The following is a 20,290-nucleotide window of genomic DNA, read 5'->3' on the forward strand; positions in this document are numbered from 1 at the left end:
GGAGACCCCCATGAGCCACAAACGCAAAGTTGCCATCATCGGTTCCGGCAACATCGGCACCGACCTGATGATCAAGATCCTGCGCAATGCCAAACACCTGGAGATGGCCGCCATGGTCGGTATCGACCCGGCGTCCGACGGCCTGGCCCGTGCCGCCCGCCTGGGCGTGGCCACCACCCACGAAGGGGTGGAAGGGCTGACCCGCCTGCCGGTGTTCAACGACATCGATTTCGTCTTCGACGCCACCAGCGCTGGCGCCCACGTGAACAACGACGCCTTCTTGCGCCAGCACAAGGCCGACCTGCGCATGATCGACCTGACCCCGGCCGCCATCGGCCCGTACTGCGTGCCGGTGGTCAACCTGGAGCAGCACCTGCAGGCGACCAACGTCAACATGGTCACCTGCGGTGGCCAGGCGACCATCCCCATGGTCGCGGCGGTATCGCGGGTGGCGAAGGTGCATTACGCCGAGATCGTCGCCTCGATCGCCAGCAAGTCCGCCGGCCCCGGCACCCGCGCCAACATTGACGAATTCACCGAGACCACCAGCAAGGCCATCGAAGTGATCGGCGGTGCGACCAAGGGCAAGGCGATCATCATCATGAACCCGGCCGAGCCACCACTGATGATGCGCGACACCGTGTACGTGCTCAGCGAAGCTGCCGATCAGCAGCAGGTGGCAGCGAGCATCGAAGAGATGGCCGCTGCGGTGCAGGCCTATGTGCCGGGCTACCGGCTCAAGCAGCAGGTGCAATTCGAACAGGTGCGTGACCTGAAACTGCCGGGGCAAGGGACTTTCAGCGGCCTCAAGACCTCGGTGTTTCTTGAGGTCGAAGGCGCCGCCCACTACCTGCCGGCCTATGCCGGCAACCTCGACATCATGACCTCCGCCGCGCTGGCTACCGCCGAGCGCATGGCCCTGGCGATGGGAGCCCCGGCATGAACGGCAAACAGCTCTATATCAGTGACGTGACCCTGCGTGACGGCATGCATGCCATCCGCCATCAGTATTCGCTGGACGACGTGCGCGCCATCGCCGGTGCCCTTGACCGGGCCAAGGTCGACTCGATCGAGGTGGCCCATGGCGATGGCCTGCAGGGTTCCAGTTTCAACTACGGTTTTGGTGCCCACACCGACCTCGAATGGATCGAAGCAGCGGCCGACGCGGTGAGCCACGCCAAAATCGCCACGCTGCTGCTGCCAGGGATCGGCACCCTCCATGACCTGAAAAACGCCTACGACGCCGGTGCCCGCATCGTCCGTGTGGCCACCCACTGCACCGAGGCGGACGTCTCGCGCCAGCACATCGAGTATGCCCGTGAGCTGGGCATGGACACCGTCGGCTTCCTGATGATGAGCCACATGCAGACGCCCGAAGGGCTGGCGCAGCAGGCCAAGTTGATGGAGGGCTACGGCGCCACCTGCATCTACGTGGTGGACTCGGGCGGGGCAATGAACATGGATGACATCCGTGCGCGCTTGCGTGCCGTCAAGGCGGTGCTCGACCCCGCGACCCAGACCGGCATCCACGCCCACCACAACCTCAGCCTCGGCGTGGCCAACTCCATTGCCGCCGTGGAGGAGGGCTGCGACCGCATCGATGCCAGCCTCGCCGGCATGGGCGCGGGGGCGGGCAACGCGCCGCTGGAAGTGTTCATCGCTGCCGCCGACAAGCTGGGCTGGCAGCACGGTACCGACCTGTACGCGCTGATGGACGCCGCCGACGACCTGGTGCGCCCGCTGCAAGACCGCCCGGTGCGGGTGGACCGGGAAACCTTGGCCCTGGGTTATGCCGGGGTCTACTCCAGCTTCCTGCGCCATGCCGAAGTGGCCGCGGCCCGCTATGGCATCAAGGCAGTGGACATCCTCGTCGAGCTGGGCAAGCGGCGCATGGTCGGTGGCCAGGAAGACATGATCGTCGATGTGGCACTGGACCTGCTCAAGCGCTGATCCTTCGAAACGGGGCTGCGCAGCAGCCCCCTCTGGCCCCAATACAAAAACAAGACGGGTAACCTCATGACTTCTCCTGCAATCAACTCGCCGCGCGTGGCGATCACCATCGGCCTGTGCTTCCTCGTCGCACTGCTCGAAGGCCTCGACCTGCAAGCCGCCGGTATCGCCGCCCCGGGCATGGCCAGTGCCTTCGCACTGGGCAAGCTGCAAATGGGCTGGGTGTTCAGTGCCGGTATCCTCGGCCTGCTGCCCGGTGCCCTGGTCGGCGGCTGGCTGGCCGACCGCGTTGGCCGCAAGCGCGTGCTGATCGGCTCGGTTGCGCTGTTCGGCGTGTTCTCCCTGGCCACTGCCCACGCCTGGAGCCTGCCCAGCCTGTTGACGGCGCGCCTGCTGACCGGTGTGGGCCTGGGCGCGGCACTGCCCAACCTTATCGCGCTCACCTCCGAAGCCGCCGGCCAGCGCCTGCGCGGCAGCGCGGTGAGCCTGATGTACTGCGGCGTGCCGCTGGGTGCGGCGCTGGCTGCGGGTATCGGTATTGCCGGCTACAGCGGCGACTGGCAACGGGTGTTCCATGTCGGAGGTGCCGGGCCGTTGCTGATCCTGCCGTTGCTGCTGCGCTACCTGCCCGAGTCCAACCAGTTTCGCGCCACCGCCGAAGCCACGCCGAACCTGCGCCGCGAGCTGTTTGGCCAGGGGGCGACCTGGCTGCTGTGGCTGAGCTACTTCTTCACCTTGATGGTGGTGTACATCCTGATCAACTGGCTGCCGAGCCTGCTGGTCGGCCAGGGCTTCAGCAGCCATGACGCCAGCTGAGTGATGTTTGCCCTGCAGATCGGCGCCGCCATCGGCACCCTGGCCCTGGGCCTGCTGCTCGAACGCCTGCCAGCCTGGGCTACGGCGGCGCTGGTGTACCTGGGCATTCTGGCCGCACTGGCCGGCCTGGGGTTGGCCAGCGAACTGACCGGCATGCTGGTCGCCGGCTTCAGTGCGGGCTTCTTCGCCACCGGTGGGCAGGGTGTGCTGTATGCCCTGGCGCCGCATTTTTACCCCGTACGCGTACGCGCCACTGGCGTTGGCGCAGCCGTTGCCGTCGGGCGCCTGGGGGCGATGAGCGGGCCGCTGGTGGCAGGCCAGATGCTTGCCCTTGGCGCCGGTTCCGCCGGCGTGCTGCTGGCCTCGGCGCCGGGTGTGGTGATTGCTGCGCTGGCGCTGTTCCGCCTGATCGGCCGCCGCCCCGCCTGACTTAAGCGTTGTTCAACCTTGCGTGCTCCCTGCTGCGTCTGCGGCAGGGCTTCCTACAACTACAAGAAAGTGAAGTGATCATGCTCAAGGCCCCGAAAACCTGCCTGGCCGCTAGCCTGCTCTGCAGCAGTGCTGCCCATGCCGCTGGCTTCGTCGAAGACAGTCACGCCGAACTGGTGCTGCGCAACTACTACTTCGACCGCAACTACCTGGGCAGCACGCCACAGGCCGCCGCCCGCGAATGGGCCCAGGGTTTCATTCTCAATGTCAGCTCCGGTTTCAGCGAGGGGCCGGTCGGTTTCGGCCTGGATGCCAAGGGCATGCTCGGGGTGAAGCTGGATTCCTCACCCGACCGCGCAGGCACCGGGCTGCTGCCGTTCGACCGGACAACCCGTGAACCTGCCGATGAATATTCCGAACTGGGCCTGACCGGCAAGATGCGCATTTCGCACACTGAGCTGCAAGGCGGCACCATCAGCACTTTCCTGCCAATTGCCTTCGCCAGCCCGACTCGGCTGTTGCCGCAAACCTTCCGTGGCGCCTACCTGCGCTCCACCGATATCGACCGCTTCAGCTTGCACGCCGGCTGGCTCGACCGCATCAACCTGCGCGACTCCACCGACTATCAGAAGATGAGCATTGGCGCGCCCAATGGTCGTTTCAACGGCGCCGCCACCTCCGACCGCTTCACCTTCCTCGGGGGTGACTATGCCTGGTCGGACGCGCTGACCTTGCGCTACTACCATGCCGAGCTGGACCAGCTGTACCGCAAGGACTACTTCGGTTTCGTCGACGACCGCGCGGTCGGGGCGGGGCGCCTGAAGAGCGATTTCCGCCTGTTCGTTGCCGGTGAGGACGGCGCTGCCAAGGCCGGCAAGGTCGACAACCGCAACACCGCGCTGATGCTGACCTACGCCTGGGCCAGTCACAGCCTCGGTGCGGGCTACATGCGCCTGGATGGCGACACGGCTATGCCCTACCTGTATGGCACCGAGCCGCTGGTGATCACCGAGGGCACGTTGAGTTCGGAGTTTCTCAACCCCAAAGAGCGCAGTTGGCAGGTGAAGTTCGACCAGGACTTCGCCGCGTTCGGCATGCCGGGACTCAAGGGCATGCTGCGCTATGTGCGTGGCGACAACATCGAGCTGGCGCATTTTGGTGGCAGTGGGCTGAGCGAGAGCGAGAAGGATATCGAGCTGTCATATGCCGTGCAGCAGGGCACGTTCAAAGGGGTAACGCTGCGCCTGCGCCATGCCTGGTACCGCAATGACTTCGCGGCGGGGGCGACCCACCGCGATGACAACGAACTGCGGGTGAACCTGGACTACACCGTCAGGCTCTGGTGATTCAGTTGGCGGGTTGCCTGTAGGAGCGGATTTATCCGCGATGCGCCGCGCAGGCGGCGCTCGGTCTCACAGGCACCAAAATGTAACGCCGAACAATCAGAAACTGTACTTGGCCGTCATCATCAGGTTACGCGGCGCCCCCCAGGTATCGCCCGCGTAATCCACCGAACTGGCAACGGCCGAATAGTACTTGCGATCGAACACGTTGTTGGCATTGAGCTGCAGGTCGAGGTGCTGGTTGACCCGGTAACCCGCCATCAGGTCGGTGACGGCATAGGCGCCCTGGACCAGCCGGTACTCGCTGCCATCGGCCACGGTGAAGTCGTTGTAGATGCGGCTCTGCCAGGCGATGTTGCCACCGACGCGCAGCTTCTCCAGCGGGCCCTGGAAGTGGTACACGGTGTTCAGCTTGAACAGGTGCTCCGGGGTGTCGGTGTCGAAACGCTGGTTGACCTTGGCGGGGTTGGCGGCGTCCTTGATGGTGTGCGCGCGGGCGTAGGTGTAGCCACCCCCGACCTGCCAGTTCTCGGTCAGTGCACCTTGCAGCTCCATGTCGACACCCTGGCTGCGTACCTCGCCCGAGGCTTCGTAGCAGGACGTTTGCGGGCAGTTCGCGACGAATACCTGGGTGGCGCGGTTTTCCTGGTCGATGCGGAACAGCGCGATGCTGGCATTGAGCGCGCCGTCGAAGTATTCGCCCTTGATGCCGACCTCGTAGTTCTTGCCCACGATCGGCTTCACCGGGGTACCGGAAGTGTCCTTGGAACTCTGCGGGGTGAAAATGTCGCTGTAGCTGACGTACACCGAGTGATGGTCGTCGAGGTCGTAGATCAGGCCTGCATATTTGGTGACGTTGCGGGTGACCTTGTAGTCGCCGTCGCCATCGCGGTTGTCGTAGTCGTACCAGTCCAGGCGCCCGCCGAGGATCAGCTTGAGCGGGTCGGCCAGGTTCAGGCGAGTGGTGAGGTACACGCCGTCCTGGGTGGTGACTTCGCGCTGGTTGCCGGTGTGCACGAAGTTCGGCTTGCTGCCGTTGAGCGGCCAGTGCATGTCGTACGGGCTGTAGTTGCGCGTGTCCATGTCGTAGATGCGCTTGCTGGCGCCGACCACCAGTTCGTGGCTACGGCCAAGCAAGTCGAACGGCCCGCTGACGAAGGCATCCAGGCCAGCCTGGTTTTCCTGGTGCCTGGACTGGTACACCGTGCGTTCAAGCGGCGCCTGCAGCCCGGCCCAGCGCGACTGGTAGGACCCGGTGAAGGTAGCTTGCTGCTGCGCATAGTTGGCATTGACCTGCAGCTTCCAGTCATTGGCCAGGCGCTGACGCAGTTCGGCGAACACCGTATCGATCTGCTGGTCCTTGTTCTCCCAGTCGCTGCCGGGGTTGTAGGAACGCGAGAAACCCATGTGATGGCCGTCGAGGGCGGTGGGCATGGCGCCCCAGAAATTATTGGTCTTGTCCTTCTGGTGCGAGAAACCGAGCATCAGGCTGGTGTCATCGGACAGGTCCGCCTCGGTCACCGCATAGAACAGGCCGTGGTCTTCCTCGACGTCATCGATGTAGCTGTTGGCGTCACGGTAGGATGCCACCACGCGTCCGCGCAGGGTGCCGCTGTCATTGAGCGGGCTGGAGGCATCCACCTCGCCGCGGTAGTCGTCCCAGCTGCCAGCGGCGCCGGTCAGGGTGACCTTCTGCTCTGCCAGCGGCCGCTTGCGCACCAGGTTGATCGCCGCCGACGGGTTGCCGGCACCGGTGACCAGGCCGGTGGCGCCGCGCACCACCTCGACCCGGTCGAACATCGCCAGGTTCGGTTGGGCACCGACCACGTAGCCGGTGTAGCCGCTGGGGATACCGTCGTACATCAGGTTGTCGATGTCGAAGCCGCGAGCCGTGTAGGTCTGCCGGCCCGGGCCGCTGGAGTAGTCGAGGAACAGGCCAGGCGTGGCCTTGACAACGTCGTTGATGCTGGTCATGGCCTGGTCGTCCATGCGCTGACGGGTGATCACGGTCACCGCCTGGGGCGTTTCGCGCATGCTCAGCGGCAGCTTGGTGGCAGTGGACATGGAGCCGGTGGTGTAGGAGCCCGAGCCCTCGGTGGTGCTGCCCAGCGTGTCCGAGCTGATTTCGGTGGCGCCCAGTTCCAGCGTGGTGGGGGCGTCCTCGGCCAGGGCGGGCGTGGCGATGGCCATGTATACGGCCATGGTGAGCAGGTTACGGGCGGCGAGGGGGCGCGTGTGCGCGAGGGGCGACAACATGATGAATAGGCTCCTGACTTCTACTAATGCAACTAATTATGAGAATGATTAGCAGTCAGTTTGTCAGGATGTGTCGTGCCTTGGGAAGGTGGTATGCCAGATCCATTACAAAATTTTCACAAGTCACCCGGAGCGGGTGATCTTCTTGCCACGCTGGCTGGCCACTTCCAGTGCCTGCCCATCGCGCTGTTTGCCTTGCCGCGCCAGGCCTTCCAGTTGCGGGATCAGCATGCCTTCCGGCAGATGGCGCCAGAACCGTCCGGGCATGTGCAGGCGCAGGGCATCGGGATTTAGCCGGGCCGGGTTGAAGGTATGGCGGTAATAGGTACGCCACAGTTCGGCACCGGGATCTTCGGCATTTTGTGCCCATTGCCGCCAATCATTAGGGCAACGGCGATGATATTCAAAAGCCTGGCCGTCGAAGCGAATGCCATCCTGTGGCGTTGCGATCAGCCAGCGCTGGCGCCCAAGGCGGTCGGCGAAGTGCGCGCTGGCGCTTTCCAGGATGTCGTGCGCAGGTTCGTGGTAGGCCACCAGGTCCAGCTGCAACTGGCCGGCCAGCGCCTCTGGCAGCGGCACGAAGCGCACGAACGCATGCAGGTGGTGCGCCTCGCGGCTGACCTGCTTGATGCGCCGCTGCAATTCGCTGCCCAGGCGGTCACCGGCCAGCATGGCGGTGCGGTCGCCGTGGGCCACGCGCCAGAGCACTTCGTACAATAGGTTCCAGCGTTGCTCGCCACGGTAGCGGGCCGCCTGCTGCAGCTGCGACAGCAACGCGGCAGGCACCTTGGCGCGAAACGGGCCGGGGCCTTCGGGCAGGGGCGTGGGCAGCGCCAGCAGGTCCTGGATCGGGCCTTGTGCCCAGGTCACGTCGGCGGGGTCGATGCCATGGCCAAGCAGGGTACGGGCCTGGTTGCGCCAGGTAGCGAACTGGTCATCGCAGTCGAGCGCAATCACCCCCACAGGCCCATCTGCTGCGGCGCCTGGGGTTCGCGCAGGCGTGCCCTGAGCAAGCCACTGCGCAGCTCGCCATCGGCGGGGCGGTAATCGCTGGTGACGATGAATGGTCGCGCCTTGTCCAGCACGCAGCGCAGCTGGATCAGGTCGTCGTAGCGCACGCGCCGCTCGCGGCGCAGTGCCACCAGCCGTTGCACGCTGCGCAGGCCAATGCCGGGTATGCGCGCCAGCATCGCAGGTTCGGCACGGTTCACATCCAGCGGGAACACCTCGCGGTTGGCCAGCGCCCAGGCAAGCTTGGGGTCGATGTCCAGCGCCAGGTTGCCGGCCTGGCCGAGCAGTTCGCCGGCCTTGTAGCCATAGCCGCGCAGCAGGAAGTCGGCCTGGTACAGGCGGTGTTCGCGTAGCAGTGGCGGGGCCGCCAGCGGCACGCTGCCAGGGCTGTCGGGGATCGGGCTGAAGGCCGAGTAGTAGACGCGCTTGAGCCCATAGCCCTGGTACAGCGATTCGGCGTTGCGCAGCAAGGTGCTGTCGTCGGTGGCGTCGGCGCCGACGATGACCTGGGTACTCTGCCCGGCCGGGGTGAAGCGTGGTGCTTTCGGCTCACCGGCCACTGCCTGCTGGCCCTGCTGGATCACGCCCATCGCCTGGCGAATGGTATGCGCCTGCTTTTCCGGGGCCAGGCGCTTGAAGCTGGCTTCGGTGGGCAGTTCGATGTTGACGCTGAGGCGGTCGGCCAGGCGCCCGGCTTCCTCGATCAGCAACGGGTCGGCATCGGGGATGGTCTTGAGGTGGATGTAGCCACGGAAGTTGTGTTCTTCGCGCAGCAGGCGCGCTACCCGGATCAGCTGCTCCATGGTGTAGTCGGCCGAGCGGATGATGCCGGAGCTGAGGAACAGGCCGCTGATGCAGTTGCGCCGGTAGAAATCCAGTGTCAGGCGCACCACTTCCTCGGGGCTGAAACGGGCCCGTGGCACGTTGCTGGAGCGGCGGTTGACGCAGTAGTGGCAGTCATACAGGCAGAAGTTGGTGAGCAGCACCTTGAGCAGCGACACGCAGCGGCCATCGGGGGTATAGCTGTGGCAGATGCCCATGCCGTCGGTCGCGCCCAGGCCATCGCTGCCGCGCGAACTGCGTTTCGGCGCGCCGCTGCTGGCGCATGAGGCATCGTATTTGGCGGCATCGGCGAGAATGCCGAGTTTGGCGATGAGCTGCATGAGGATGTCTCGAAATACTGATTATTCATACAGTATTTCGAGACTTGTCCAATTGCAAGGGCCCAGAGCCGGATGGGCGAGGTCAGGGCTTGCTGAAGCGGTAGAACAGGTTGGGCTCGCTGACGACATACAGGTTGCCGGCGCTGTCCATGGTCATGCCTTCGGGCTGCGGGGCGTCACGGTGCAGCCCACCCAGCCAGGTACGCAGCGAACGGATGCTGACGAAGCGGCCATCACCATCGAGCTCGGTGATGTTCTTTGACTGGTCGCTGAGCACCAGCAGGTGGCCGGTCCGCGGGTCGTAGTAGCCGTCGGACAGGTCGGTGGCATATATGCTGCGCTTGACCCAGTCGCGGCGGTCGGCGACGGTCAACTGCAGGGGCCCACCACTGAGCGCGGTGAGCATGCCGGTCACGGTGAACAGCTGCCGTGGGTCACGCTCCTTGATGGCGAACAGGCGGTCATGCTGGCGGTCGTAAGCCACCCCCTCGAAGCCCTTGTTGCGGTGGGTCGGGTTGATGTCGAGGGTGACCCACTGGGCCTCGCTGGCATGGATCGGCTGCGGGTGGTCGGGCAGGGTGATCACGTCCAGCCGTTGCATCTGCTCGTCGCTGATGGCCAGGCGGCCGTTACCCATGTAGGCCAGGCCCTCGGTGTCTTCGAAGTCCACCAGCGGGTAGCGGGCCACGATGTCGCCGGTCTTGCTCAACTCCAGCAATTCCATGGGCACACCATTGGTGATTGCCAGCAGGCGGTCGCGGTCGTAGTCGTAGGTGATGCCGGAGAGGTTGGTCAGGCTTGGCTCCACCACCTTGGCATCGATCGTGACCTTGAAGTCCGGCAGCCAGACGTTCTTGCCGGGCGCGGTGTCGCCGGTCCAGCGGTTGCTCAGGTGCGCGTAGATCTGTTGCGGCCAGAACGAGCGGGCGGCTTCGATGCCCACCAGGGCCATGGCCAGCAGTACGCTGACTGCGCCGATCTGGCCCCAACGGTTCAAGCGTCGCCACAGATGCCGGCGTGGGGCTGGCAGGGTCTGGGTAGTCATTGTGCGTGCCCCTGTGCTGCGGTTTGCAGGTTTGCGGGCGTGTTGGCCCAGGCGAAGTGGTAGACCTGTTCAGGTTCGGCTGGCTGGCATTGGCCGTTGTCGGCATCGGCACCAACCACGTACCACTCCGCGCGCGAGGTATCGCCCAGCCGGTGGGCCTTGTCGGGGTTGAAGCAGCGGCCCAGTTCGGTCTCCGGAACCAGGGCGAAGGCCGTGGGGTTGTGGCGTAACCAGTACACCGCCGTTTCCGGCTTGGACTGGTTGGCAAAACCGAAATGAACGATGGGTTGACGGGCGAACAGCCAGTGCCCTTCACGCCAGTTGACCAGCACCAGTTCGGCGCCACCGGTGGCGCGTGCGGCGTCGGCCATCAACGTTTCGTGGGGGTTGCGGCCTTCCTTGAGCGGCTCGACGAAGCCGCGGGCGAACCACAGGCAGAACCACGCCACGGCAATGGCCGTGAACGCCTTGCGCCAGCCGGGGCGGCGCTGCAACCAGCGCTTGAGCAGCCACGGCACCAGCGGGGCGATGGCCAGTACCAGGCCGGGCAGGGCCGGGAAGATGTACAGCTTGCGCTTGCCGCTGCTGAGGCTGAAGAACAGCAGCACCAGGGCCACCCAGCCGAGCAGCAGGAGGAAGCGCCCATCGCGTTTTTGCAGCTGCCGGCGCCAGGCCGGGACCAGCCACGGCAAGGCCAGGATCAGTGGCAGCCAGTACTGCGGGATGACCTTGACGAAGAAGTACCAGAACGGCTCGCGATGGTCCCAGGCATTGGTATAGCGGTTGGCGGTCTGGCGCAGCAGAATCTCTTTCAGATAGGCCAGTTCCGCCGCGCCGCCGCCATGGGCAATGGAGACCAGCAGTGGCAGCAGCCACACCGAGCAGCCTGCCAGCAGCCAGACGAAACCCAGGCTCCAGCGCCAACCCTGGCCGGGATACGCCACTACGCCGCGCCAACCTTTGCGCACGGCCCAGGCATAAGGCAGCAACATCAATGCCGGGACAAACCCCACGCCCTTGCTGATGATGCCCAGGCCCATGGCTGCGCAGGCCAGGTAGAACCAGCCCCAGGCAGGCCCGAGCAACAGGTGGCGGACCATGCCGTACAGGCCCAGCGCCACCCACAGGCACAGGTAGCTGTCGATCTGCCCGGTACGCAGGATGCTGTAGCTCTGGTAGGTCGCCAGGAACAGCAGCGCGGCAATCACGCCGATGCGCCGGGTCCACAGGCGCCGCCCCAGGTCATGCAGCACCAGGGTAATGGTTGCTGCGGACATCAGCCCCGGCAGGTACAGGGCCACCTTGGGCGAGCCGGTCAGGTAGCTGAACAGGGCCACGGTCCACATGAACAACGGGGGCTTGTCGCCGTAGATTTCCGCTGCGCGGTGGGGGATGAACCAGTTGCCGCTCTGGAGCATTTCCAGGGCAACGCCGAGAAAGCGCTCTTCATCGACGTTCATCGGCTGGCGCCAGCCGATACCGGCCCCCACCAGCAATACCGCGAGTACAACCAGGGCCAGGCGTTCGGCCCCAAGCGTCTTGAACCTTGGCAAGGGCTATTCCTTCTGCTCTTTGTGTCGGGCAATCAATTGCAGGTTGCGTAGGTAGACCAGCAGGCCGAACGACTGGCCGATGATGAACACCGGGTCTTCGCGGTAGATGGCGTAGACCAGCAGCAGGGCGCTGCCGAGCATGCTCAGGTACCAGAAGCCCACCGGGATCACGCTGCGTTTCTTGAATTCGCTGTACAGCCACTGCAGGACGAAGCGGCCGGTGAACACGACCTGACCGGCGAAGCCGACGATCAGCCAGAGGGTTTCGCGGGTCATCCTTCGAGCTCCTGGGGTTGGCTGTCGAGGCGCGTGCGGCGGATCAGCCACCAGACCCCGACCAGGTCGAGAATGCCGACCAGGGCGCGGTCCAGGTTGCCGTACTTGGACACCCCGGCATGGCGCGGGCGATGGTTCACCGGGTGCACCAGCATGCGGCCCTTGTGGCGCAGGATCAGCGCCGGAATGTAGCGGTGCATGTGGTCGAAATAGGGCAGGCGCAGGAAGGCGTCGCGGTCGATCAGTTTCAGGCCGCAGCCGGTGTCTGGCGTGGCGTCCTTGAGCAGGCGGCTGCGCAGGCCGTTGGCAAAGCGCGAGGCCCAGCGCTTGCTGGCGGTATCGCGGCGGTTGACGCGGTGCCCGGCGACCAGCTTGATGCCGCCGCCGAGGTCTTGGTTGCCGCGTACCAGGGCGAGCATGCCGGGGATGTCGGCCGGGTCGTTCTGCCCGTCGCCGTCGAGGGTGGCCAGCCAGCGGCCGCGGGCAGCCTGGGCGGCGTGCCAGATGGAAGTGCTCTGCCCCAGCGAGCGGTCGTGGCGCAGGATGCGCAATTGGGTGAAACCTTGCTGCTTGAGTTGGCGCAGCATGTTGAGCGTCTGGTCAGTGCTGCCGTCGTCGACCACCAGCACTTCGTAATTTTCATTGGCCAGTGCCGTGCTAATTTCCGCCAGCAATGCCGGCAGGTTGTCGACCTCATTCTTGGCGGGGATCAGTACCGAGAGGTCAAGTGGATCAGTCATTGAGGCTACCTGTGTTCTTGTATTGATTGCGTGGTCGGGCCCGGTAGAAGTCCCGGTACCAGCCAACGAAAGCGGCGACGCCGTGCTCCAGCGGGGTGCTCGGCGAAAAATCGATCCAGCGTGTCAGTGAGTCCACATCCGCCCAGGTTTCCAGCACGTCACCCGCCTGCAGGGGCAGGTACTTGCGGCGGGCCTTGATGCCCAGCGCGTTCTCCAGGCACTCGACGAACTCCAGCAACCGTACCGGCTGGCCGCGGCCGATGTTGAACAACTGGCAGGGCGGCTGCCCGGCATCCGGCTGTGGTGGTTTCAGGCGCAGGCGCAGGATGCTTTCGACGATGTCGTCGATGTAGGTGAAGTCGCGCGCCATCTGGCCGTGGTTGTAGATCTCGATCGGCTGGCCGTCGAGCATCGCCCGGGTGAACTTGAACAGCGCCATGTCGGGGCGGCCCCACGGGCCATAGACGGTGAAGAAGCGCAGGCCGGTGATCGGCAGCTGGTACAGGTGCGCGTAGCTGTGCGCCATCAGCTCGTTGGCGCGCTTGCTCGCGGCATACAGCGAAATCGGCTGTTCGACCGGGTCTTCGATGCTGAACGGCTGCTTGGTATTGGCACCGTACACCGAACTGCTGGAGGCATAGATCAGGTGGCGCGGTGGATGCTGGCGGCAGGCTTCGAGCAGGTTGAGAAAACCGGTCAGGTTGGACTGCCCATAGACTGCGGGGTTGTCCAGCGAGTAGCGCACCCCCGCCTGTGCCGCTAGGTGGATCACTTCGCTGAACGGCTGCCCGGCGAACAGTTGCTGCATGTCGGCGGCGTTGGCGATGTCGACGGTCTGGAAGCGGAAATTGGGGTAGGCGAGCAACTGTTGCAGGCGCGCCAGTTTGAGCTCGACGCTGTAGTAGGCGTTGAGGTTGTCGATGCCCATCACTTCGATGCCCGCTTCGCACAGGCGGCGGGCCAGGTGGAAACCAATGAATCCGGCTGCGCCGGTGATCAGTACGGGCATGGTCATTGCACCTGGCCACGGCCAATGCCGTAATAGGTGAGGCCGGCGGCGGCCATGTGCTCGGGTTCGAACAGGTTGCGGCCGTCGAACACCACGCGGTCAGCCAGTTGCTGCGGGACCTTGTCCAGGTTCAGTACCCGGTAGTCCTGCCACTCGGTGACGATCACCAGGGCGTCGGCACCCAGCAGGGCGTCGTCCTTGCACGGCACCAGTTTCAGGTCGGGGCGAGCGCCGTAGTGCCGCTGGATCTCTTCCATGGCTTGCGGGTCGTGGGCCTGGACGCTGGCGCCAGCGGCCCACAGTGCTTCGAGCAGCACCAGGCTGGAGGCTTCGCGGATGTCATCGGTGTTGGGCTTGAACGATAGCCCCCACAAGGCGAAGACCTTGCCGTGCAGGCCACCGGGGTAGTGGCGCTGGATCTTGCTGAACAGCCGGCTCTTCTGCCGCTGGTTGACCGCCTCGACCGCGCCCAGCAGCAGCGGGTCGAAGCCTTCGGTCTCGGCTGTCCTGCGCAGCGCCTGCAGGTCCTTGGGGAAGCACGAGCCACCGAAGCCGCAGCCGGGGTAGATGAAGTCGTAGCCGATGCGCGGGTCCGAGCCGATGCCGCGGCGGACCATTTCGATGTCGGCGCCCAGGTGCTCGGCCAGGTTGGCCATTTCATTGATGAAGGAAATCTTGGTTGCCAGCATGCAGTTGGCGGCGTACTTGGTCAGCTCGGCGCTGCGCGCGTCCATGACCATGATTTTCTCGCGGTTGCGGCTGAACGGCTGGTACAGCTCGCGCAGCAGTTCGACCTCGGCCGGTGCGGCACCGCCGATGATGATGCGGTCCGGGCGCAGGCAGTCATCGACTGCCGAGCCTTCCTTGAGGAACTCGGGGTTGCTGATCACCTGGTAGCGTTCCGCGTCGGCCACCGCCTGGCTGATCCGCGCCTTGATGCGCTCTACCGTGCCGACCGGCGAGGTGGACTTGTTGACGATGACCTTGGGGCCATCGGCATGTTCGAGGATGCTGTCGATCACGCGGAATACATAGCGCATGTCGGCGCTGCCATCGGCCTGTGGCGGGGTGCCGACGGCGATGAACTGCAACCTGGCGTACTGCGCCGCTTCAGCGGCATCGGTGGTGAAACGCAGGCGGCCGCAGGCCAGGTTCTTCTCCAGCAGGGGCGCAAGGCCGGGCTCGAAGATCGGGCAATGCCCCTCGCTGAGCGCCGCCACCCGCTCGGCGTTGATATCCATGCATAGCACCGAGTGCCCCACCTGAGCCAGGCATACTGCCTGGGTAAGGCCGACATAGCCGGTACCGAAAACCGTAACCTTCATTCAAAGCTCCATGGTGTGAACCTGTACGGGCAGTACCCCTGCTCGCGCAGGTGCCTGGGATGTGGCCGCAGAGATCCTTGGCGAAAAAGCTGAAAAAAATGTCACATTTTTGTTTAAATTTTGTTACTTGAGCCCGGTTCAGAAGGCCTCTTGCGTGTGCACACGTTTGCTTTGCAAATGGCAAGCAAACTCATCTTCTTGGCGCACAAAAAAAGCGCCTGGCGCAGGCCAGGAAGTTGAGGGAAGTTACAACCGAATAAACATGACGTGTGGAAACCCCGGAAGGGTCGGCACAATGCCAGAGCATAGACAGCTACTAGCGAAGCGCCAGAATATGCCTTGGGTTTCTTAGGACAAGTTGCACTAAGAGATGTCAGTTGTATGACACTCGATGCCTATAAGTTTGCTTGTTGCGGGTTTCATGCACTGTTTGCCTGCTTCAGTTAGTTCGCCTTGCCCGCGAAATACGTCGAGGGGCTAGACTCATAACGGATATACATCCATTCATCCTACTGACCACCGCTCCCCTCGAACCGGATTTCCTCGTCGACGGTGGCCTTCTTGCAGAGGAGGGCAGGTCATGGACGAGGCAAGGCTTCACGAATTCATGGGCAAGCTGGTGGGTGACATGGGCGCTGCGGCGACCCTGGCCAATGTCATCCTCGGCGATGAACTGGGGCTGTACCGGGCCATGGCCGATAGCCAGCCGACTAGCCCCGAGGCACTGGCGGCAAAGACTGGCTGCCACCCACGGCTGGTGCGCGAGTGGCTCAACGCCCAGGCAGCCTCCGGCTACATGGTGCATGACAAGGGCACGTTCGTTCTGCCTGAAGAGCAGGCCATGGCCCTGGCCCTGGAAGACTCGCCGGCCTACATGGCCGGTGGTGCCGCGGTGATCGCAGCGCTGTTCCATGACAAGGACAAGCTGGTAGCGGCCATGCGCGGCGACGGCGGGCTGGCCTGGGGCGATCACCACCCATGCATGTTCAGTGGCACCGAGCGGTTCTTCAGGCCCGGTTACCGCACCTTTCTCGTGGCGGACTGGCTGCCGGCGCTGGAAGGCGTGGTGGCCAAGCTGCAGGCCGGGGCCAAGGTGGCGGACGTCGGTTGCGGCCATGGCGCTTCGACCCTGGTCCTGGCCGAGGCGTTTCCGGCTTCTACTTTTACGGGCTACGACTATCACGCGCCGTCCATTGCCACGGCCAGCGAACGTGCGCGCGAGGCTGGGCTGGCGGGGCGTGTGAGCTTCGAGCAGGCATCGGCCAAGGACTATCCAGGGCATGACCATGACCTGGTGTGCTTCTTCGATTGCCTGCATGACATGGGCGACCCGGTGGGTGCGGCGAAGCATGCCTACCGGGCGTTGAAGGCGGATGGCACGGTGATGCTGGTGGAGCCTTATGCCGAGGATTCGCTGGAAGGCAACCTGACGCCTGTCGGGCGCTTGTTCTATGCGGCGTCGACGTTCATCTGCACGCCCAATTCGCTGTCCCAGGAAGTGGGGCTGGGGTTAGGGGCGCAGGCTGGGGAGGCGCGGTTGCGGGCGGTGTTCGAGGAGGCGGGGTTCACACGGTTCCGGCGGGCAACGCAGACGCCGTTCAACCTGATCCTGGAGGCTCGTAAATAAGGCATTTCCAGGTACGGCCCGGTAACCTGGGATCGAGGTGGGGTAACCCACCTCGAAGCCAACCAACGGCAGATAAGGCCAGAGCGGGTCAAGCGTCAGTTTGTGCGAACAACAAGGAATTCATGCTGGGTTCCAGCAGCAACGGTCAGATAGGCGGCTTCTGCCAGGTTGCCGGGGGCACCTGCGATGCGTTTGATGGGGTTGTCCTGTTGATCGCGAAAATAACACTTCAGGGTATCTTTACTCCATTCGCGGGGCTGGAGCTTGAAGATGGCCTGCTTGTCCTGATTCGTATAGAACCCGAGGTAGTTGTTTCGGCTGACATCCAGCGTTGCAACACGCTTGTCGAAAAGCGAGACCGTGACATTGATTCGGTCGGGCGATTCAGAGTGATAGTGGAACAGCATGGCCGGGGAGTCACTGGATCCCCCAGCCTGCAGCCAGTCATTGGCAGCGAACTCCAACAGCCCTGCGGTGGTCAGGGAAAGAGGTATACGCTTGCTTTGATCAAGCAAATAGAGCTTGCCGATGAATGAGGAGCGTTGAATCCAGTGTGCGGGTTGTACTACAGGCATAAGAAACTCCTGGGATACACGGGTCGGCTATTCAGTAGCGTAACGGTGGAGGTAGGACTAGGCGTCTGCATGCTTCAACAGCGCTCGATCACGAATTCGCAGGCAGCGCCGACGTTGAGCCTCAGCACTTCTACCTGTCGTGGCCTAGGCCTCGTGAACGCGTAACGGAAAAGCCTTATCTTCTGGTTATTGCTGTACATGATGCAGCGCAGCGAATTGGCCTGTGCTGAAAGCACTTCAAGTTCAAAGGTGGTCTGTTGTGCGCCGCTGAGTATGATGTGGCCGTGTTCGTCAAGCGTACAACAGGCCGGGCCAGCCGCATCCAGCAACTGATAGCTGAAGCGATTCGACGACTTGCTGCTGAACTTGAAGACGAGCTTGAATGCTTCCTGAGTGCCAGGCATGAGCAAGGGGATGGGAGTAGGGGGTGGAGTTGGGCCCCTTAACGAATCTTCGTTTTCAGCAGCTATTGAAGGTTCGTTGCCTACATTAATAGCGGCTTTTTGGTTTTGTACCTGGACGTACAATTTTCCAATAAACGTCTGTTCTGCCCAATACGGGGAAACTGTTTCACTGTTCATAGCGCTTCCTGTGGCAAAGATCAGAAACGGTGGGTCTCCGAGCAGGGCCACCCTAGCGATAACAGGCGGGAGTGAACGATTCGGTAGTATTTCCTGGCAGCAGGAAATGAAGGCAACCTGCACCGGCATTCATTTCGGGCCTGAAATGCAGAAGGGGCGCCCTGTTGGCACCCCTTCTGGTTTACTGCTTAGGCTTCAGCGTCCCAGGGACGGTCGCCATTTTCATCTTTCACGCGGGTCGGCAGGCCCATCACGTCCAGCGCCTTGAGGAATGGCTCGGCTGGCAGTTCCTCGACGTTGACCATGCGCTTGGCATCCCACTCGCCACGGGCGACCAGCAGGGCCGCGGCCACTGGCGGTACACCGGCGGTGTAGGAAATGCCCTGGCTGTCGGTCTCGGCGTAGGCTTCTTCGTGGTCGGCCACGTTGTAGATGAACACTTCGCGCGGCTTACCGTCCTTGGTGCCCTTGACCAGGTCACCGATGCAGGTCTTGCCGGTGTAGCCCGGGGCCAGCGAGGCCGGGTCAGGCAGCACGGCCTTGACCACTTTCAGCGGGACCACTTCCAGGCCTTCGGCAGTTTTTACCGGTTGCTCGGAGAGCAGGCCAAGGTTCTTCAGCACGGTGAACACATTGATGTAGTGCTCGCCGAAGCTCATCCAGAAACGCACGTTCGGCACGTTGAGGTTCTTCGAGATCGAATGAACTTCGTCATGGCCAGTCAGGTACAGGTTCTGCGAACCTACTACCGGCAGGTCGTCGGTACGCTTGACTTCGAACATGGTGTTGCTGGTCCACTGGCTGTTCTGCCAGCTCCACACTTGCCCGGTAAACTCGCGGAAGTTGATTTCCGGGTCGAAGTTGGTGGCGAAGTACTTGCCGTGCGAACCGGCATTGACGTCGAGAATGTCGATCGAATCAATGCTGTCGAAGTATTGCTGCTGCGCAAGTTTTGCGTAGCTGTTCACCACACCCGGGTCGAAACCGACGCCGAGAATGGCGGTAATGTTCTTTTGTTGGCACTCTTCGAGGTGTTTCCACTCGTAGTTGCCGTACCACGGCGGGGTCTCGCAGATCTTGCCCGGCTCTTCGTGGATGGCGGTGTCCAGGTAGGCGACACCGGTATCGATGCAGGCACGCAGCACCGACATGTTAAGGAAAGCGGAACCGACGTTGATCACGATCTGCGATTCGGTCTCGCGGATCAGTGCCTTGGTCGCCTCGACATCGAGGGCGTTGAGTGAGAAGGCCTGGATGTCGGCGGGTACCTTGAGGCTACCCTTGGCCTTGACGCTGTCGATGATGGCCTGGCATTTGGAGATGTTCCGTGACGCGATAGCGATACGACCCAGTTCGTCGTTATGCTGCGCGCACTTGTGGGCCACCACCTTGGCGACACCTCCTGCACCAATGATAAGAACGTTCTTCTTCAATTTACCTTTTGCTCCTTACTTGGAAAGCCGGTCTTACGACAGGCTGGAAACGTAGTCTTCGAAACCGAAATCGCGGACCACCTCGACGCTGCCGTCGAGCTGCTTGACCACGATCGATGGCATCTTCAGGCCGTTGAACCAGTTTTTCTTGACCATGGTGTAGCCGGCCGTGTCGATGAACGACAGGCGGTCGCCGATGGCCAGCGGACGATCGAATTGGTACTCGCCGAAGATGTCACCGGCCAGGCACGACTTGCCGCAGACCATGTAGGTGTGCTCGCCGTCGTTGGGGGCCATCTTGGCGTTGAGGCGGTAGATCAGCAGGTCGAGCAGGTGTGCTTCGATCGAGCTGTCGACCACGGCCAGGTGCTTGCCGTTGTACAGGGTGTCGAGCACGGTCACTTCCAGCGAGGCGCTGTTGGTGATGGCCGCTTCGCCCGGCTCCAGGTAGACCTGCACGCCGTAGTGCTCGGAGAAGGCTTTCAGGCGCGCGCAGAAGGCGTCCACTGCATAGCCTTCGCCGGTGAAGTGGATGCCGCCACCGAGGCTGACCCACTCGACCTTGTGCAGCAGGTGGCCGAAGCGTTCTTCGATGTGCGACAGCATCTTGTCGAACAGGCCGAAATCACCGTTCTCGCAGTTGTTGTGGAACATGAAGCCGGAGATCTGTTCGATCACCTGTTCGATCTTCACCGGGTCCCATTCGCCGAGGCGGCTGAACGGGCGTGCCGGGTCGGCCAGCAGGTAGTCGGAGCTGCTCACCTGCGGGTTGACGCGCAGGCCGCGGACCTTGCCTTCGGACTGTTCGGCGAAGCGCTGCAGTTGGCCGATCGAGTTGAAGATGATCTTGTCGCAGTTCTCGAGCATTTCCTCGATTTCGTCATCGGCCCAGGCCACGCTGTAGGCGTGGGTTTCGCCAGCGAATTTCTGGCGGCCGAGCTTGAGCTCGAACAGCGAGGACGAAGTGGTGCCGTCCATGTACTGCTGCATCAGGTCGAACACCGACCAGGTAGCGAAGCACTTGAGGGCGAGCAGCGCCTTGGCACCGGAGTTTTCGCGCACGTAGGCGATCTTCTCCATGTTGCTCAGGAGCTTGGTTTTGTCGATGAGGTAGTACGGCGTCTTGATCATTTAAAGGCCCCCGGCCAGGCCGGCCAA

17 protein-coding genes and 1 pseudogene are annotated in these 20,290 nt (G+C 63.3%); 5 read left to right on the forward strand and 13 right to left on the reverse strand.

The genetic code is table 11. From position 1 onward, the window contains the following. The first annotated feature begins 10 nt into the window (after positions 1-10). The 4 genes and pseudogenes from F6X59_RS20380 (at position 11) to F6X59_RS20395 (ending at position 4,541) form a co-directional block, all read left to right on the forward strand. Positions 11-943, forward strand: coding sequence for an acetaldehyde dehydrogenase (acetylating) (locus F6X59_RS20380; RefSeq protein WP_152957821.1), 933 nt, complete (start codon positions 11-13; stop codon positions 941-943). After that, positions 940-1,950, forward strand: coding sequence for a 4-hydroxy-2-oxovalerate aldolase (mhpE, locus tag F6X59_RS20385; RefSeq protein ID WP_152957822.1), 1,011 nt, complete (start codon positions 940-942; stop codon positions 1,948-1,950). The genes F6X59_RS20380 and mhpE overlap by 4 nt, the downstream gene beginning before the upstream one ends. 66 nt (positions 1,951-2,016) lie before the next feature. Further along, positions 2,017-3,195 (forward strand): annotated as a pseudogene (mhpT, locus tag F6X59_RS20390) (3-(3-hydroxy-phenyl)propionate transporter MhpT). 80 nt (positions 3,196-3,275) lie between these two features. After that, on the forward strand, positions 3,276-4,541 hold the full coding sequence (locus tag F6X59_RS20395) for an OprD family porin (RefSeq protein ID WP_152957823.1): 1,266 nt from the start codon (positions 3,276-3,278) through the stop codon (positions 4,539-4,541). A 96-nt stretch (positions 4,542-4,637) separates the two neighbouring features. Here F6X59_RS20395 and F6X59_RS20400 read toward each other — a convergent pair whose 3' ends face one another. The 9 genes from F6X59_RS20400 to F6X59_RS20440 form a co-directional block, all read right to left on the reverse strand. Beyond that, positions 4,638-6,740: a TonB-dependent siderophore receptor gene (locus F6X59_RS20400; RefSeq protein WP_372240473.1), complete on the reverse strand. Its 2,103-nt coding sequence runs from the start codon at positions 6,738-6,740 to the stop codon at positions 4,638-4,640. A 177-nt stretch (positions 6,741-6,917) separates the two neighbouring features. Continuing rightward, positions 6,918-7,757 carry a TIGR03915 family putative DNA repair protein gene (locus F6X59_RS20405; RefSeq protein ID WP_372240462.1) on the reverse strand — a complete coding sequence of 280 codons (840 nt, stop codon included), beginning with the start codon at positions 7,755-7,757 and terminating at the stop codon, positions 6,918-6,920. After that, positions 7,748-8,968 (reverse strand): putative DNA modification/repair radical SAM protein, encoded by a 1,221-nt coding sequence (locus tag F6X59_RS28745; protein WP_152957826.1) that lies wholly within the window; start codon positions 8,966-8,968, stop codon positions 7,748-7,750. The genes F6X59_RS20405 and F6X59_RS28745 overlap by 10 nt, the downstream gene beginning before the upstream one ends. A gap of 82 nt (positions 8,969-9,050) precedes the next feature. After that, positions 9,051-10,013, reverse strand: a complete 963-nt coding sequence (locus F6X59_RS20415) for an SdiA-regulated domain-containing protein (protein WP_152957827.1) — start codon at positions 10,011-10,013, stop codon at positions 9,051-9,053. Then, positions 10,010-11,566 carry a glycosyltransferase family 39 protein gene (locus F6X59_RS20420; protein WP_152957828.1) on the reverse strand — a complete coding sequence of 519 codons (1,557 nt, stop codon included), beginning with the start codon at positions 11,564-11,566 and terminating at the stop codon, positions 10,010-10,012. The genes F6X59_RS20415 and F6X59_RS20420 overlap by 4 nt, the downstream gene beginning before the upstream one ends. Before the next feature lie 3 nt (positions 11,567-11,569). Further along, positions 11,570-11,842 carry a lipid-A-disaccharide synthase N-terminal domain-containing protein gene (locus F6X59_RS20425; protein ID WP_152957829.1) on the reverse strand — a complete coding sequence of 91 codons (273 nt, stop codon included), beginning with the start codon at positions 11,840-11,842 and terminating at the stop codon, positions 11,570-11,572. Further along, positions 11,839-12,582 carry a glycosyltransferase family 2 protein gene (locus F6X59_RS20430; protein ID WP_152957830.1) on the reverse strand — a complete coding sequence of 248 codons (744 nt, stop codon included), beginning with the start codon at positions 12,580-12,582 and terminating at the stop codon, positions 11,839-11,841. Before F6X59_RS20430 ends, F6X59_RS20425 begins: the two co-directional genes overlap by 4 nt. Beyond that, complete coding sequence (locus F6X59_RS20435) at positions 12,575-13,591, reverse strand: NAD-dependent epimerase (protein WP_152957831.1); 1,017 nt, start codon at positions 13,589-13,591, stop codon at positions 12,575-12,577. The genes F6X59_RS20430 and F6X59_RS20435 overlap by 8 nt, the downstream gene beginning before the upstream one ends. Positions 13,592-13,593: 2 nt before the next feature. Continuing rightward, on the reverse strand, positions 13,594-14,916 hold the full coding sequence (locus tag F6X59_RS20440; protein WP_152957832.1) for a UDP-glucose/GDP-mannose dehydrogenase family protein: 1,323 nt from the start codon (positions 14,914-14,916) through the stop codon (positions 13,594-13,596). Positions 14,917-15,496: 580 nt separating this feature from the next. Between F6X59_RS20440 and F6X59_RS20445 the strand changes: the two genes are divergently transcribed. Continuing rightward, the gene (locus F6X59_RS20445; RefSeq protein ID WP_152957833.1) at positions 15,497-16,543 is read left to right on the forward strand and encodes a class I SAM-dependent methyltransferase; all 1,047 of its coding nucleotides are present in this window, start codon (positions 15,497-15,499) and stop codon (positions 16,541-16,543) included. 95 nt (positions 16,544-16,638) lie between these two features. On the opposite strand, the gene F6X59_RS20450 is transcribed toward F6X59_RS20445, so the two are convergent. From F6X59_RS20450 to F6X59_RS20465, 4 genes are all read right to left on the reverse strand, one after another. Beyond that, positions 16,639-17,118 (reverse strand): hypothetical protein, encoded by a 480-nt coding sequence (locus F6X59_RS20450; protein WP_152957834.1) that lies wholly within the window; start codon positions 17,116-17,118, stop codon positions 16,639-16,641. 74 nt (positions 17,119-17,192) lie between these two features. After that, complete coding sequence (locus F6X59_RS20455; RefSeq protein ID WP_152957835.1) at positions 17,193-17,699, reverse strand: hypothetical protein; 507 nt, start codon at positions 17,697-17,699, stop codon at positions 17,193-17,195. Positions 17,700-17,887: 188 nt separating this feature from the next. Next, positions 17,888-19,132, reverse strand: a complete 1,245-nt coding sequence (locus F6X59_RS20460) for a saccharopine dehydrogenase family protein (RefSeq protein WP_054887353.1) — start codon at positions 19,130-19,132, stop codon at positions 17,888-17,890. 33 nt (positions 19,133-19,165) lie between these two features. Beyond that, positions 19,166-20,263 carry a carboxynorspermidine decarboxylase gene (locus F6X59_RS20465; protein WP_152957836.1) on the reverse strand — a complete coding sequence of 366 codons (1,098 nt, stop codon included), beginning with the start codon at positions 20,261-20,263 and terminating at the stop codon, positions 19,166-19,168. Positions 20,264-20,290 lie beyond the last annotated feature (27 nt).

The sequence above is a fragment of the Pseudomonas sp. MN1F genome, assembly GCF_009391885.1.
GTDB lineage: Bacteria > Pseudomonadota > Gammaproteobacteria > Pseudomonadales > Pseudomonadaceae > Aquipseudomonas.

Excerpts from the sequence above, each read along its gene's own strand:
- F6X59_RS20380 (WP_152957821.1), top strand. The coding sequence starts at position 11 with ATGAGCCACAAACGCAAAGTTGCCATCATCGGTTCCGGCAACATCGGC.
- mhpE (WP_152957822.1), top strand. The coding sequence starts at position 940 with ATGAACGGCAAACAGCTCTATATCAGTGACGTGACCCTGCGTGACGGC.
- F6X59_RS20395 (WP_152957823.1), top strand. The coding sequence starts at position 3,276 with ATGCTCAAGGCCCCGAAAACCTGCCTGGCCGCTAGCCTGCTCTGCAGC.
- F6X59_RS20400 (WP_372240473.1), bottom strand. The coding sequence starts at position 6,740 with ATGGCCGTATACATGGCCATCGCCACGCCCGCCCTGGCCGAGGACGCC.
- F6X59_RS28745 (WP_152957826.1), bottom strand. The coding sequence starts at position 8,968 with ATGCAGCTCATCGCCAAACTCGGCATTCTCGCCGATGCCGCCAAATAC.
- F6X59_RS20415 (WP_152957827.1), bottom strand. The coding sequence starts at position 10,013 with ATGACTACCCAGACCCTGCCAGCCCCACGCCGGCATCTGTGGCGACGC.
- F6X59_RS20425 (WP_152957829.1), bottom strand. The coding sequence starts at position 11,842 with ATGACCCGCGAAACCCTCTGGCTGATCGTCGGCTTCGCCGGTCAGGTC.
- F6X59_RS20430 (WP_152957830.1), bottom strand. The coding sequence starts at position 12,582 with ATGACTGATCCACTTGACCTCTCGGTACTGATCCCCGCCAAGAATGAG.
- F6X59_RS20435 (WP_152957831.1), bottom strand. The coding sequence starts at position 13,591 with ATGCCCGTACTGATCACCGGCGCAGCCGGATTCATTGGTTTCCACCTG.
- F6X59_RS20440 (WP_152957832.1), bottom strand. The coding sequence starts at position 14,916 with ATGAAGGTTACGGTTTTCGGTACCGGCTATGTCGGCCTTACCCAGGCA.
- F6X59_RS20445 (WP_152957833.1), top strand. The coding sequence starts at position 15,497 with ATGGACGAGGCAAGGCTTCACGAATTCATGGGCAAGCTGGTGGGTGAC.
- F6X59_RS20450 (WP_152957834.1), bottom strand. The coding sequence starts at position 17,118 with ATGCCTGTAGTACAACCCGCACACTGGATTCAACGCTCCTCATTCATC.
- F6X59_RS20455 (WP_152957835.1), bottom strand. The coding sequence starts at position 17,699 with ATGAACAGTGAAACAGTTTCCCCGTATTGGGCAGAACAGACGTTTATT.
- F6X59_RS20465 (WP_152957836.1), bottom strand. The coding sequence starts at position 20,263 with ATGATCAAGACGCCGTACTACCTCATCGACAAAACCAAGCTCCTGAGC.